The 13,937-nt window shown below is 74.5% G+C and carries 9 protein-coding genes and 2 tRNA genes; 2 read left to right on the forward strand and 9 right to left on the reverse strand.

Features of this window, described 5'->3' with window-relative positions; translation table 11 throughout:
• Window positions 1-61: 61 nt before the first annotated feature.
• The 9 genes from QIY60_RS12555 to QIY60_RS12595 all read right to left on the reverse strand — a co-directional run bounded on the left by QIY60_RS12555 (window position 62) and on the right by QIY60_RS12595 (window position 8,699).
• Window positions 62-2,131: a glycosyltransferase family 39 protein gene (locus QIY60_RS12555; RefSeq protein ID WP_283142489.1), complete on the reverse strand. Its 2,070-nt coding sequence runs from the start codon at window positions 2,129-2,131 to the stop codon at window positions 62-64.
• Window positions 2,128-3,405, reverse strand: a complete 1,278-nt coding sequence (locus QIY60_RS12560) for a bifunctional glycosyltransferase family 2/GtrA family protein (RefSeq protein WP_283142490.1) — start codon at window positions 3,403-3,405, stop codon at window positions 2,128-2,130. The genes QIY60_RS12555 and QIY60_RS12560 overlap by 4 nt, the downstream gene beginning before the upstream one ends.
• A 26-nt stretch (window positions 3,406-3,431) precedes the next feature.
• The gene (locus tag QIY60_RS12565) at window positions 3,432-5,006 is read right to left on the reverse strand and encodes a HAMP domain-containing sensor histidine kinase (RefSeq protein WP_283145907.1); all 1,575 of its coding nucleotides are present in this window, start codon (window positions 5,004-5,006) and stop codon (window positions 3,432-3,434) included.
• 5 nt (window positions 5,007-5,011) lie between these two features.
• Window positions 5,012-5,749, reverse strand: a complete 738-nt coding sequence (locus QIY60_RS12570) for a response regulator transcription factor (RefSeq protein ID WP_283142491.1) — start codon at window positions 5,747-5,749, stop codon at window positions 5,012-5,014.
• A 78-nt stretch (window positions 5,750-5,827) separates the two neighbouring features.
• Complete coding sequence (locus tag QIY60_RS12575) at window positions 5,828-6,739, reverse strand: amidohydrolase family protein (protein ID WP_283142492.1); 912 nt, start codon at window positions 6,737-6,739, stop codon at window positions 5,828-5,830.
• Window positions 6,726-7,091 (reverse strand): antibiotic biosynthesis monooxygenase, encoded by a 366-nt coding sequence (locus QIY60_RS12580; protein ID WP_283142493.1) that lies wholly within the window; start codon window positions 7,089-7,091, stop codon window positions 6,726-6,728. Before QIY60_RS12580 ends, QIY60_RS12575 begins: the two co-directional genes overlap by 14 nt.
• Window positions 7,092-7,212: 121 nt before the next feature.
• Window positions 7,213-8,154 carry a DUF2797 domain-containing protein gene (locus QIY60_RS12585; protein ID WP_349253915.1) on the reverse strand — a complete coding sequence of 314 codons (942 nt, stop codon included), beginning with the start codon at window positions 8,152-8,154 and terminating at the stop codon, window positions 7,213-7,215.
• A 43-nt stretch (window positions 8,155-8,197) separates the two neighbouring features.
• Window positions 8,198-8,270, reverse strand: a tRNA-Arg gene (locus tag QIY60_RS12590).
• Window positions 8,271-8,605: 335 nt separating this feature from the next.
• Window positions 8,606-8,699: transfer RNA gene (locus tag QIY60_RS12595), tRNA-Ser, on the reverse strand.
• A gap of 355 nt (window positions 8,700-9,054) precedes the next feature.
• Between QIY60_RS12595 and QIY60_RS12600 the strand changes: the two genes are divergently transcribed.
• Window positions 9,055-9,507, forward strand: a complete 453-nt coding sequence (locus QIY60_RS12600; protein ID WP_283142495.1) for an SSI family serine proteinase inhibitor — start codon at window positions 9,055-9,057, stop codon at window positions 9,505-9,507.
• 254 nt (window positions 9,508-9,761) lie between these two features.
• Window positions 9,762-13,889, forward strand: coding sequence for a PAS domain-containing protein (locus tag QIY60_RS12605; RefSeq protein ID WP_283142496.1), 4,128 nt, complete (start codon window positions 9,762-9,764; stop codon window positions 13,887-13,889).
• The last annotated feature ends 48 nt before the right edge of the window (window positions 13,890-13,937 follow it).

A 13,937-nucleotide genomic window follows, 5' to 3' on the forward strand; every position in this document is an offset into this window, starting at 1 on the left:
CGGCGCATGCGGAAGGGCGGTGGTCCGGGTCGTTCCCGGACCACCGCCCCAGCGACGGCCACTACTTGGCGGGGGCCGTCAGGTCGTAGAAGGTGGCGCTGCCGACGGTCACCTTGGTGAAGGTGGCCGCCACCCAGGTGGCGATGGAGCTGCCCCCGCCCCCGCCCCCGGCGATGAAGTAGTGGATCTTCCCTTCGGCCACGTACTTCTTGAACTGCGCGAGCGTGGGCGACGGGTCGCTGCCGTTGAAGCCGCCGATCGCCATCACCGGCTTCTCGGTGGCCAGTTGGTAGCTGGCCGCGTTCTGCGAGCCGACGGCCGCCGCGACCCAGGTGAACCGGTCGGCATCCGTCTTGAGCAGGGACTTCGCCTTGGCGCTCACCTGGGCGCCGTTGAGCAGCCCGCCCATGCCGCCGGGCCCGCCGCGCTCGCCGCCCATGCCGGGCATCTGCCCGACGCCGCCGGGAAGCCGGGACGGCATACCGTTCCGGCCGCCCGGCGGAACCATCCCGCCGCCCTGCGGCCCCTGGCCCTGGCCTGCCTGCGCGGGGCCGCCCGGAGCCGCGAACTCGCCGCCCGGGCCCATCCCCAGCCTCCCGCCACCGGGCCGCCCGCCCATCGACGCGCCCGCCGGACCCGCCGTGACGATCGAGCCGGTGTGGCCGGTCTGGAGCGTGCTCACCGTGTACGCGAACGGCCCGGCCAGCGACGCCGCGAGCCCCACCCCGGCCGCGCCGAGCGCCAGCCTGCGGTCGAGCCGCCCCGCGAGCGCGAGCCCGACCGCCGCCGCCAGGCCGCCGATCAGCGCCGCCCACCGCAGCCACGGCAGATAGTCGGGCGTGCGGCCGAGGAGCACGTACGACCACCAGGCCGTCAGTGCCACCGACGCGCCCAGCGTCGCGGCCGCCGCGAGCCGGGTCCGCTCCTCCCACAGCACGGTCGCGCCCATGCCGACCAGCGCGGCGATGTAGGGGGCGAGGGCGACCGTGTAGTACTGGTGGAAGATCCCCGCCATGAAGCTGAAGATCCCGGCGGTCATCAGCAGCGCCCCGCCCCAGGCCAGGAACGCCGCCCGGGCCGTGTCGGTCCGCTCGCCCCGCCAGGTGACCACCAGGCCCGCGACGAGCAGCAGCAGCGCGGCGGGCAGCAGCCAGGAGATCTGGCCGCCCACCTCGGCGCCGAACATCCGGTCGAGGCCGGTCGTGCCCCAGCCGCCGCCTCCCCGGCCGCCGCCACCGCCGCCCACGCTGCCGGTCTCGTCGCCGTTGATCCGGCCGAGGCCGTTGTAGCCGAAGGTCAGCTCAAGGAAGGAGTTGTGCTGCGAGCCGCCGATGTACGGGCGCGAGGACGCGGGCCACAGCTCCACGACCGCCACCCACCAGCCGCCGGATACCACCGTCGCGAGCCCGGACAGGGCGAGCTGGCCGAGGCGCCTGCGTACGGTCGTGGGCGCGCACACCGCGTACAGCACGGCGAGCGGCGGCAGGATCAGGAAGGCCTGGAGGGTCTTCGTCAGGAAGGCGAAGCCGACGGCCACCCCCGCCCACACCAGCCACTTCGTCCGCGCGCCCTCCAGCGCGCGCAGCACGCAGTAGACGGTCACGGTCATCAGCAGGGCGAGCAGCGCGTCCGGGTTGTTGAAGCGGAACATCAGCGCGGCGACCGGGGTGAGCGCGAGCACCGCGCCCGCGATCAGCCCCGCCGCCGGGCTGAACCGGCGCCGTACGGCCGCGTAAAGGACCGCCACCGTGCCGACCCCCATCAGCACCTCGGGCAGCAGGATCTGCCAGGAGCCGAGGCCGAAGAGCCGCACCGACAGCGCCATCGGCCACAGCACGGCCGGTGGCTTGTCGACGGTGATGGCGTTGGCGGAGTCCAGCGAGCCGAAGAACATCGCCTTCCAGCTCTCGCCGCCCGCCTGGACGGCCGCCGAGTAGAAGGAGTTGGCGTATCCGGAAGCGCTGAGGTTCCAGAGGTATGTGAGGAGGGTGAGCAGGAGGAGGCCGAGGAAGGCGGGGCGCACCCAGGCCGGGTCGGTGGTGCGGCCGCGCCACAGGCGGCCCGCGGCGGCCTTGTGCCGGGCCGCGGCGACCCCCTCGTGCGCGCCGGCCGGGTAGGAGGTCGTGGTCATCGGGTGGCGTCCTTCGCATGGGAGGTCGACGTGGTGGCGCGGTCCGGGAAGACCCAGGCGCGGAAGAGCAGGAAGCGCAGCACGGTGGCCGCCAGGTTCGCCGCCACCAGGACCGCCACCTCGGTGGAGTGCGAGGGGTCGCTGTTCGCGGCGCCCAGGGCCGCCAGCGAGCCACTGGTGAGGGCGAGCCCGATGGCGAACACGACGAGCCCCTGCGCCTGGTGGCGCATCGCGCGGTCCCGTCCCCGTACGCCGAAGGTGAGCCTCCGGTTCGCGGCGGTGTTGGCGACGGCCGACACCAACAGGGCGGCGGCGTTGGCCGCTTGGGGCCCGGTGCCGGTCCGGAAGAGGGAGTAGAGGCCGAGGTAGAAGAGGGTGGAGAGCGCGCCGATCACGCAGAAGCCGACGAGCTGGCGGGCGAGCCCGCCCGGTACGCCGCTGATCGCCCGGTCGCGCGGGTCGTCGCCGAACGGGCGCGCGAGCCGGTCGAGAGGGAGCGCGCCGACGGCGAGGGCGCGCCCGACCCGCCACACGCCCTTGAGGTCGTCGGTCGCCGTCCGCACGATGTGGACGGTCGAGTCCGGGTCGTCGACCCAGTCCACCGGCACCTCGTGGATGCGCAGCCCGGCCCGCTCGGCGAGCACGAGCAACTCGGTGTCGAAGAACCAGCCGGTGTCCTCGACCATCGGCAGCAGCCGCTCGGCCACATCGCGGCGTATCGCCTTGAACCCGCACTGGGCGTCCGAGAAGCGGGCCGCGAGCGAGGACTTGAGGATCAGGTTGTACGCGCGGGAGACGAACTCGCGCTTGGGCCCGCGCACCACGCGGGACGCCCGGCTGAGGCGGGAGCCGATCGCGAGGTCGGAGTGGCCCGAGATCAGCGGGGCGACCAGCGGGAGCAGCGCGTTCAGATCGGTCGAGAGGTCGACGTCCATGTACGCGAGCACGGGCGCGTCCGAGGCCGACCACACGGTCCGCAGCGCCCGCCCGCGCCCCTTCGCCTCCAGCCGGACGTGACGTACGCCCTCGATCTCGCGGGCCAGGCGCGCCGCGACCTCGGGCGTGCGGTCGGTGGAGGCGTTGTCGGCGACGGTGATCCGGAACGCGTACGGGAAGGTGCGTGCGAGGTGCTCGCTGAGCCGGCGCACGCACGGCTCCAGGTCCCGCTCCTCGTTGTGGACGGGGACCACCACGTCGAGTACGGGCCCGCCCGCCGCACCGACGGGCAGGTGCTCCCGTGCCGGCAGGGTCCCCACGGAGATGTCGGTTCGCATGCCACCGACCCTCGCGAGGACCGCTGTCACACCTGTGTGGTGCGACTGTGGGCAGGCTGTGAGTGGGGGACGGGTACGGGAGCGGGGGTCTTCGCGGGCCGGGTGGCCGAGGTGCTCGGGACCGGCAGGTGGACGCTGAAGACCGTGCTGCCCGGGGCCGAGCGCACCGAGACGCCACCGCCGTGCGCGGCCACCACCGCCTGCACGATGGCGAGGCCGAGGCCGGTCGAGCCGTGCGCCCGGGACCGGGAGGCGTCGCCGCGCGCGAACCGCTCGAAGACGTGCGGCAGCAGCGCGGGCGGGATGCCCGGCCCGTCGTCCTCGACTTCGAGCACCGCCCACGCGCCCCGGCGCGCCACGCGCGCGGTGACGGTGGTGCCGTCCGGCGTGTGGGTACGCGCGTTGCCGAGCAGATTGACCAGGACCTGGTGGAGGCGGGCGCCGTCGCCGAGGACGGAGACCGGGTCGTCGGGCACCTCCGGCAGCTCCAGGCGCCACTGGTGCCCCTGCCCGGCCGCCCGCGCGTCGCTCACCGCGTCCACGACCAACGGTGAGAGATCAGTGCTCTCGTACGAGAGCGGGCGTCCGGCGTCCAGCCGTGCGAGCAGCAGCAGGTCCTCCACGAGCCCGGTCATCCGCTGGGCCTCCGCCTCGACGCGCCCGAGCGCGTGGCGGGTCGCGGGCCCGACCTCCTCCGTACCGCGCCGGGTGAGCTCGGCGTACCCGCGAATCGACGCGAGCGGGGTGCGCAGCTCATGGCTGGCGTCGGCGACGAACTGCCGTACGCGCGTCTCGCTCTCCTGCCGCGCGGCCAGCGCGGAACCGACGTGCCCCAGCATCCGGTTGAGCGCCGCGCCCACCTGTCCGACCTCGGTACGCGGGTCGGCCTCGGCGTCCGGGACGCGCTCGTGCAGGGCCACCTCGCCGCTGTGGAGCGGCAGTTCGGAGACCCGGGTGGCGGTCGCGGCGACCCGGCGCAGCGGGCGCAGGGCGACGCCGACGATGGCGGCGCCCGCGATCCCGGCGGCGACGAGCCCTGCGGCGGTCACCCACACGATGACGAGGACCAGGTTGTCGACGGTCGACTCGACGTCCTTGAGCGGGAAGCCGAGGACGGCGGAGCCGTCCCTCGACCAGGCCGCCCGGTACGAGCCGAGGCCGGGCACGGAGAACGTGTGCACCTGCCCGTCCTTGGGCACCGAGCCGAGCGCGCGCACCTGCTCGGCGGTGAGCGAGGTGACGTTCGAGCGCGGCTCGCCAGGCTCGCCCCGGATGCTCCGGGCGCCGCTGACCAGCTGCCCGTCGGGCCCGGTGCGCGCCCCGACCGTACCGAGCGGCTGCCCCGGCCCGGCCACGAACACCGGCGGCAGGCCGCCGTCGGCCAGGAGGGAGGACGAGGGCGAGGGGCCGCGCTGGGCGGCGTGCCCCACGGCGGGCCGCAGCGAGTCGTCCAGCTGCCGCTGGAGGTTGGAGCGCATCCCGATGACCGTGACCGTACCGATCACGGCCGCGACGACGGCGATCAGGGCGACGGCCGAGACGACGAGCCGGGTCCGCAGCGTCCACCGGCGCGGCCGCCTCGGGGCGCGCGGCGAACGCATCCGGCTCACTCGCCGGGCTTGATGAGGTACCCGGCCCCGCGCCGGGTGTGGATCATCGGCGACCGGCCCGCGTCGATCTTCCGCCGCAGATACGAGATGTACAGCTCCACGACGTTGGCCTGGCCGCCGAAGTCGTACGACCAGACCCGGTCGAGGATCTGCGCCTTGCTGAGCACCCGGCGCGGGTTGCGCATCAGATAGCGCAGCAGCTCGAACTCGGTGGCCGTCAGGTGGATGTTCACCCCTCCCCGGGTCACGTCGTGGCTGTCCTCGTCGAGCGTGAGGTCGCCGACGACGAGCTGCGACTCGCTCCGTACGGTCGCGCTGCCGGAGCGGCGGATCAGCCCGCGCAGCCGGGCCACGACCTCTTCCAGCGAGAACGGCTTGGTGACGTAGTCGTCGCCGCCGGCGGTGAGCCCCGCGATCCGGTCCTCGACCGCGTCCTTGGCGGTGAGGAACAGCACGGGCACGTCCGGCAGTTCGCGGCGCAGCCGCCCGAGCACCGCGAGCCCGTCCATGTCGGGCAGCATGATGTCGAGGACGACCGCGTCGGGCCGGAACTCCCGGGCGGTCCGCACCGCACCGGCCCCGTCCCCGGCGCTGCGCACCTCCCACCCTTCGTAACGCAGCGCCATGGACAGCAGCTCGCTGAGCGCCGCCTCGTCGTCCACGACGAGCACCCGGACGGCGGTCCCGTCCGGCCTCAGCAATTCGGTACGCCCCTGCGGGGAGGTGGTGGTCATGCCCACCACCCTGTGAGCGTCCCCTGAGAACGTCCTTGCGCGTTCCTGTGAATTTCCTGAGAAAGGGCGGTGACCCGCTTATCGGCCGGCGCCCGGGAGACCGAACAGCCGGGTGCCGTTCCCGTGGCAGACGCCCCGCAGCCAGTCGTCGCCGAGCCCGAGCCGTTCGAGCGCTTCGAGCTGGTGGAGATAGCCGTACGGGATGTTGGGGAAGTCCGACCCGAGCAGCACCCGGTCGCCCAGGTCGCGCAGCCGGGGCAGCGCGTCCTTCGGGAAGGGCGCGAACCGCTCGCTGAAGTCCGTGAACGCCATGGTCGTATCGAGCATGACCCCCTCGTACGCGTCGGCGAGCGCCATGAAGTCGGCGTACTCCGGCATCCCCAGGTGCGCCACGATCAGCCGCAGCCGGGGGTGCCGGGCAAGGAGCCGCGCGATGGGCTCGGGCCCGGTGTGCTTGCCGGGCGCGGGCCCGGAGCCGCAGTGGACGACGACGGGCACGGCTGCCTCGGCGAGCGCGCCCCACACGGCGTCCAGGAGGGGGTCGTTGGGGTCGTAACCCCCCACCTGGACGTGCGCCTTGAAGACCCGGGCCCCGGCGTCGAGCGCCTCCCCGACGTACGCGCCCGCTCCCTCCTCCGGGAAGAAGGTGGCGGTGTGCAGACAGCCGGGGGTGCGGCGCGCGAAGTCGACGGCCCACCCGTTGAGCCAGCGCGCCATGTCCGCCTTGTGCGGGTACAGCATCGAGGTGAAGGCGGTGACGCCGAAGTCGGCGAGCAGCTCGATGCGCCGCGCCTCCTCCTCCCGGTACGCGATGGGCCACTCCACCCCGGTGAGCGGCCCGGCCGAGTCGAAGTACGCCCAGACCTTCTTCAGCACGCGCTCGGGCATGAAGTGCGTGTGCACGTCGACGAGCCCGGGCAGCCCCAGGCGGGCCCAGAAGGCCCGCACGAGGGTGGCCTCGGCCTCAGCCTCGGCCTCAGCTGTCGGCATGGGCGGTGTCCGGGCCGGCCGGGCGCTGGAAGCCGTAGCTCCGCTCGACCTTGGCGACGTGGACGCTGTAGCTCTCGTACCACTCGGCACGCCCCCGCTTCTGCGCGCTCTGGTGCTCCAGGCGGGAGCGCCAGGCGGCGATGGCGTCCTCGTCGCGGAAGTACCCGACGGTGATGCCGATGCCGCCCGGGGTGCGCGCGCTCTCGTATCCGAGGTAGCCCGGTATCTCCTCGACGAGCTGCTTCATGAGGTCGGCCGTCTCGCCGTACCCCCGGTCGCCTTCGGTGCGCAGGGAGGTGAACACGACGGCGTAGTAAGGCGGTTCGATACCGGCCACAAGTTGATCGCTCATGCGCCCCACCCTCCGCTGTCATCGGTGAACGTGTCCATACCCCTTACTCGAAGGGATCCAAAGGGGATCCAAGTCTTGACCAAAGGGACCGCCGGGGGGATACGACAGGGTTCCCCGGGGTTCAGAAGAGCTGATCCTGCACGTCGGGAGGCCGCAGTGCCCGGACGGGCACGGTGATCCCCCCACCGGCGGGCGCGGCCCCGAGCCCCCACCCGCTCATGAGCCGCGTGTCCAGGACGACGACGCGCCCTGCCGTCTCCAGGTGGAGATCGGGCCCGGCGGCGGCGAGAACGCGCCCGCCGACGACCCCGTCGGGCACCAGCTCGCGCACCACCCCGTGCGCGGGCACGAGGCCGTCGAGCCCGAACAGCCGCCCGTGGTCGACGACCCGGCACGCCACGGCCTCCAGGGACTCGGGCCACCCGCCGAGCCCGACGGCCCGCGCGTGCATGTCCCGTATCTCGTCACCACGCTCGCCGGGACCGGGAAGCGAGGCCCGGATGACCCGCTTCTGCTCGTACGAGACGCGATCGGGCACCCCCAGCGCGGCCCGCAGCAGTTCCTCGCACCGTCGGGCGGCCATCAGCGGCCCGCGCCCCAGCCAGGAGAAGCAGACGGCCCCCTGCTCCCTCAGCCGCGCGCCCTCCCGCTCCTCGGCGGTGATCCCGACCTTGACGAGCCCGGGCCCGAACCACGCCAGATAGACCCGGTAGACCCGAGGATCATCAGGCACCCCGTCGGCGGCGACGGAATGCACCCGATCGAGCCGGGCACACTCGCCGCACCGCGCCTGAGCACTCCCCCGCGCCACGACGACGTCCCCGGGGCAGGGATTCCCCCGCGCCCCCACACATCTCCGCTCCCCCACGACCCGGAACCCGACCTCACCCCCGAACGCGATCCGACTGCCCCGCCGCTCCCCCCGCTCCCCCACCCACACCAGCCCAGGCCCGTCCTCCCCCCACCGAACCCCACCACTGCGCCACACCCCAGCCATGTCTACGACGGTAGCGGGGGGCACTGACAACGGGCCGGGGCCGGGGGACGGGCCGGGGCCGGACATACGAGAAAGGCCCCCCGGATCTCTCCGGGGGGCCTTTCGGCTGTGCACTCGGCAGGATTCGAACCTGCAACCTTCTGATCCGTAGTCAGATGCTCTATCCGTTAAGCTACGAGTGCTTGTTGCGTTGCTTCCCGGTTTTTTTCTTCCCGGTCGGCGTTGCGGGAACAACATTACATGACCTGCGCCGTGACGCGAAATCCATTGACCGCACCCCATCTGACCTGCGAAAACGCCCCTGAGGGGGCTGGGGCGGGGGAGAGGGCCCGGCGGGCGCGACGTGCCCGTAACAGGGGAAATGTGACCGGGGTCACCGAATCGGCGGCCGGAGTCGGCCTCGCGGGGCCGCGCGGCGCGGACCGGCGCCGGGGAAGGCGCAGCCCGCCCAGGAACGACCGGGCCCGCCCGGAAACGGCCGAAGCCCCGGCCGTGGGGCCGGGGCTTCGGGTTCAGCTGGCGGAGGCGGAGGGATTTGAACCCTCGATGGGCTTTAAGACCCAAACCGCATTAGCAGTGCGGCGCCATAGACCGGACTAGGCGACGCCTCCAGCACAACCCCCCGCGTGCGCGAGTGGTGCGTGCAGATGATGACACAGCCTTGCTCCGCGTCACCAATCGCACCCCACGGTACTAGGCAGGTGGGGGCCAGAGCAAAGCGTTAGGCGACCCGCGATTTCCGGCCGCCGGAGACGGCTCGGGACCGACTCGGAGACGGACTCATGGACCGGCTCGGCGACCGGCTCCGGGGCCGACTCCGGGGCCGACTCGGCGCAGGACGCGGAGGACTCCAGGGGCGGGCCCCCGAGCCCGTGCGCAACGCCCGGCGCCCCCGCGCGTTAGGCATGGCGAATCCGTTCACCTCGGTGGGGCCGGACCCACCCCGTCCACTTCGTGGAGCCCCGCATGCTGCGTCGCCTCGTCGTCACCGCGCTCGCCACCACCGCCACGGCCGCCCTCGCCGCCTCGCCCACGGCCTTAGCCGCCCCCCTGCCGCTGCCCCCGCTCCCCCTCCTCGACGGCGGCGGTGGCGGCGGCCACGACCACCTCACGGTCACCGTCGCCCACAACGGCGAGACCGACGGCACGTACGAGCTGGAGTGCCACCCGGCCGGCGGCAACCACCCGCAGGTCCTGCAGGCGTGCGACCGGCTCGACCGGCTCACCACCTGGGGCAAGGACCCCTTCGCGCCCGTCTCGCCGAGGGCCAAGTGCACGATGATCTACGGCGGCGACTCCACCGCCCGGGTCACCGGCACCTGGGCCGGCCGGCCCGTCGACGCCACGTACAACCGGCGCAACGGCTGCGAGATGGCGCGGTGGGACGCGTTCGTGCCGGTCCTCCCCGGAGCCAGGTGAGCGTCGGGTGAAGGTTCGGTGAGGGCTCGGACGGTCACACGGTGAGCGCGCCGACGGGGCGCCCGAAGCACGCGGCCCCGGCAGGGGCGCCGGGTGCGCCCCACCCCGTCGGCGCAATCTCCCGGCATACGCCGTGGTCACAGAACATTGGTGAGAGCTCCCCCTCATCCGCCGCCGCTCGCACATCCCCTGCCTTTAGACTCCCTCCCAGTGACAGGCCGCAAGGTGCAGTGGTTCAGGGAGGAAGCGTCGTCGTGAGCAGCAGGCCATCCCGAGGCGCTGCTCGCCTCGCAGCCATACTTGACGCCCTTCCGGACGGGCTGGTGCTCGTCAACTGCAACGGCACGGTCGTCAACGCGAACACCATCGCCCTGGAGATGTTCGAGTCTCCGGGGACCGGGCTCGTGGGGCGGGGCGTGCTCGACCTGCTGCCCTCGTTCGACTCCAAGCTCATCCCGGGCTCGATGCGCCGCCCCGAAACCGAGGACGAGCAGGGCCGCACCAAGCCGACCCGGATGGTGGCCCGGCGCACCGACGGCAGCGAGTTCCCCGTCGAGGTGACCAGCGCCAACCTGGAGGACGGACGCGACGCGTACGCCTCGCCGTCCTCCTCCTACGGAAGCAGCGGCGCGCACTACTCCGGCGACGAACTCCTCATGATCGTCGTCCGCGACCTCTCCGGAACCGTCGACACCGAGGCCGAGCTGGCCCGTTCGCAGCGGCAGACCGAGATGATCCTGCGCGCGGCGGCGGAGGGCGTCGTCGGCACCGACACCGAGGGCCGCGTCGTCCTGGTCAACCCGGCCGCCGCGCAGATCCTCGGCTACCGCGCCAGCGACCTCGGCGGCCAGGAGCTGCACCCGCTGGTGCTGCACTCGCGCGCCGACGGCGAGGCGTTCCCGTACGAGGAGAGCCCGCTCGCCGACACGCTGAAGTCCGGCCGCAAGCACCGCGTACGCGGCCAGATGCTGTGGACGAAGAGCGGCGCGGGCGTGCCCGTCGACCTGACGACCGCGCCGGTACGGGACGGGGACCTGCTGGTCGGCGCGGTGATGACGTTCACCGACCGCCGCCCGTACGAGGACCAGGCCAAGAAGCACGCGGAGGTCCTGGAGCGCGAGACCGCCCGCTACGACGCGCTGGCCGCGCGCCACCAGCAGCTGCTCTCGGTGCTCGGCGGCTCGCTGCGCGGGCCGCTGGACGAGCTGCGCCGCGAGCTGTCCACGCTGGCGGCGGACGACGCGGGCCAGCTGTGGCCCGAGGCCAACCAGGTCCTGCACCATCTGGCCGCCGGTTACGCCCGGATGACCACCCTCGTCGACAACGTGCTGGCCTTCCAGCGGCTCGACTCCGGTACGGAGGAGCTGAAGAAGGCGAAGGTGCTGGTCGGGACCGTGGTCGCGGCGGGCGTCGAGGGCGCAGTCGAGCTGATCGGGCCCGGCCGGGCCCAATTCGCCGTCCACGCGCCCCCGATCGAGGCCGAGATCGACCCCGCGCGGCTCTCCACGGCCCTCGCCCACTTGGTGGCGGACGTCGCGGGCGTCGACGCCACGGGCAACGCGCCGGTCGCCGCCGGCGGCTACATGGACTCCACGGTCGTCGTCGCGGCGGCGGTGCGCGGCGAGGTCGTCCGCATCGAGGTGCGCGGGCCGTACGCCGGGGGCGACCCCGTCCACGAGCCCATCGTCCAGGGCATCGTGCGGGCCCACGGCGGTGTGCTCCAGACGGTCGAGGTGCCGGGCATGAGCGGCAGCGCTTACGTCCTGGAGGTGCCGCTGGGGGAGGGCGCGGGCTCGGTTCCGGAGCCCGCCGCGGCCGAGGTCGCGGTGGTTCCCGCCCAGCAGCCGACCGGCTCGGGGCGCCGCCGCGCCCGGCGGGCCTCCACGGACGCGTTCCTGGAGAGCCCCGTCGAGGAGGAGAAGTCCCCGACCGGCCGCCGCCGGGCACGCGCCCAGGAGGACCAGCGGACCGACCCGTCCGCCGCGTCCCCGGCGGCCCTTGAACGCATCCCCGCGCAGCAGGCGGGCGAGAGCGGGGGCGGCGGCGCGGGTTCCGGCGGGAGCGCGGGCTCCGCTGGGAGTTCCGGCGGGATTTCCCGTACGGGGCAGGGCGTCCCGGGTGCGGGACCCTCCGGCGGCCCGGGGCCCGGCGGAGTGCTGGGTGCGCCCGGCGCCGGTCCGTCCGGCGGCGCACCCCAAGGCCCTTCGAGCGGTACGCCCGGAGGCTCCCCCGGAGCTCACCCCTTCGGCCCCGGCGGCCCGTCCGGCGGGACCCCGAACGGCCCGGCCACCGGTATGCCGGGGCCCGAGGGCTCCACGGGCGGCGCGCACCCCTACGCCCCCGGCGCCGGACCCTCAGGCCCCATCAGCCGCCCGGGCGACGGGACTTCAGGCGGCCCGGGTACCGGACCGTCCGGCGACACCGGTGGCTCCTCGGGCACGGGGCGGCGGCGCGGGCGGCCCAGCCCGGCCGAGGACGGCGCCGCGCCCGCCCTGCCCTCTGAGGGTTCTGTCGTCACCGCAGCCGAGAGCGCCCGCCAGCCCGGCGCCGGACGGCCGGCCGCGCTGAGCGAGACCGTTCCGCCCCAGGGCATGGCGGCCGACCCGGCCGCTCCCTCGGGCCGCCGCGCCCGCCGGGCCCTGCCCGCCAGCAGCGGCGACGCCCCCACCGGTGACGCACACACCGCCGACGCGGAGCCCGGCGGCCGTCGGGCCCGCAGGGCTCTCGCGGCCGCCCCGGAGGCCGAGGAGGGGGCCGTGCGCACGGCGTTCGCGCTCCCGCCCGCCGAGGCCGACCGCCAGGCCAGGCCCGAGGGCTTCCCCGCCACCGGCCCGGCGTCCGGCCCTGCTTCCGGCCCGGCCGACGCCGAGCGGCCCCCGGCAAGCGGGCCCGGCAGGCCCCTCGGGCTCCCTGGAGCGGCGCCCGGCCAGGGCACCGGCATCCCCGTGGACCCGAACCGCCCCGGGGTCCCCGACCCCCACCAGCCCCTCCCGGCCCCTTCGGCCCCGACTCATCGCCCCTTGGCGAACGGCCCCGGCCAGAGCGGTGGCCCTGCCACCCCGGCCCCGGCCCACCGCCCGCTCGCGAACGGGCCCGCGCAGGCCTCCCAGGCCGGTCAGCCCCGCCCGGCCGCCGGTCGCGGGCGCCACGACGCCGTACGCAACGAGGCCGCCGACGAGCACACCCCGCCGCAGCCGCACCCCGTGGAGCAGCCGCCCGCGTGGGCGGTGGGCGGCGCGGTTCCGGCGAACGGGCCGGAGACGGCGGGCGGCCCCGGCGCCGTACCGCAGCCCGCCCGGCAGCCGCTGCCCGCCGAGGCGGCCCCCGCGCCCGACGACGCCTCCCAGGGCCGTTCCATCAGCGTGCGCACGCTCGGCCAGGGCGTGCCCTTCGCCCAGCAGACCGGCTCCTCCGGCTCAGGGCGGCGCCGCAAGCTCGGTACGCCCTCCGAGGGCGAACGCCCGGCCGGAGCCGCCGAGGCCGAGCGCCCCGGCCCGTCCCCCACGTCGCTGCTCTCGCCCCCCTCGGAGGGCCAGGGGCGCGCGTACGCCATAGGAGCGCCGGACGAGGGCGCCGAGGGGCCCGAGCCGCTGGACGGGCCCGGAGGCGCCGTCGAGGTCGCCAACCGCCCGCACCCGCGGCCCGTCGACGACGAGCTGCCGCCGGAGCCGCTCGACAATCCGCGCAGGCTGCTCGTCTGGCCCGCGCCCGACGTCTCCACCTCGCAGGCGCTGAGCGACCGCGGCTACCGGCCCGTGGTCGTGCACTCCCGCGAGGAGGTCGACGCCCAGATCGCGGCGTTCCCCGCCGCGCTCTTCGTCGACCCGCTGACCGGGCCGATCACCCGTACCGCGCTCCAGTCGCTGCGCCAGGCGGCCGTCGCCGCCGAGGTGCCGGTGCTGGTGACGGCCGGGCTCGGCCAGGCGACGCGCGAGGCGGCGTACGGCGCCGACCCCGCCGTACTCCTCAAGGCCCTCGCGCCCCGCGACAGCGAGCAGCACCCGCCGCGGGTCCTGCTGATCGAGGAGCACGAGGAGATCGCCCTCGCCCTGACGGCCACCCTGGAGCGGCGCGGCATGCAGGTCGCCCGCGCCGCCACCGACACCGAGGCCGTGACGCTGGCGGGCCAGATGCGGCCGAACCTGGTCGTGATGGACCTGATGCAGGTACGCCGTCGGCGCGCCGGGATCGTCGACTGGCTGCGCGCGAACGGGCAGTTGAACCACACCCCGCTCGTCGTCTACACCTCGGCGGGCCTCAACCAGCCGGAGCTGCCGAAGCTGTCGGCGGGGGAGACGGTGCTGTTCCTGGCCGAGCGCTCGACGAGTGCCGAGGTCCAGGGCCGGATCGTCGACCTGCTCGCGAAGATCGGCACGAACTGACCGGCGCGAACTGACCGGCGCCGTCGGGAGCGGTGGCGCCCTGACCGA

Origin of the sequence: Streptomyces sp. BPTC-684, assembly GCF_030028635.1 — a bacterium.
Lineage (GTDB): Bacteria > Actinomycetota > Actinomycetes > Streptomycetales > Streptomycetaceae > Streptomyces > Streptomyces noboritoensis.

Excerpts from the sequence above, each read along its gene's own strand:
- QIY60_RS12555 (WP_283142489.1), bottom strand. The coding sequence starts at position 2,131 with ATGACCACGACCTCCTACCCGGCCGGCGCGCACGAGGGGGTCGCCGCG.
- QIY60_RS12560 (WP_283142490.1), bottom strand. The coding sequence starts at position 3,405 with ATGCGAACCGACATCTCCGTGGGGACCCTGCCGGCACGGGAGCACCTG.
- QIY60_RS12565 (WP_283145907.1), bottom strand. The coding sequence starts at position 5,006 with ATGCGTTCGCCGCGCGCCCCGAGGCGGCCGCGCCGGTGGACGCTGCGG.
- QIY60_RS12570 (WP_283142491.1), bottom strand. The coding sequence starts at position 5,749 with ATGACCACCACCTCCCCGCAGGGGCGTACCGAATTGCTGAGGCCGGAC.
- QIY60_RS12575 (WP_283142492.1), bottom strand. The coding sequence starts at position 6,739 with ATGCCGACAGCTGAGGCCGAGGCTGAGGCCGAGGCCACCCTCGTGCGG.
- QIY60_RS12580 (WP_283142493.1), bottom strand. The coding sequence starts at position 7,091 with ATGAGCGATCAACTTGTGGCCGGTATCGAACCGCCTTACTACGCCGTC.
- QIY60_RS12585 (WP_349253915.1), bottom strand. The coding sequence starts at position 8,154 with ATGTCCGGCCCCGGCCCGTCCCCCGGCCCCGGCCCGTTGTCAGTGCCC.
- QIY60_RS12600 (WP_283142495.1), top strand. The coding sequence starts at position 9,055 with ATGCTGCGTCGCCTCGTCGTCACCGCGCTCGCCACCACCGCCACGGCC.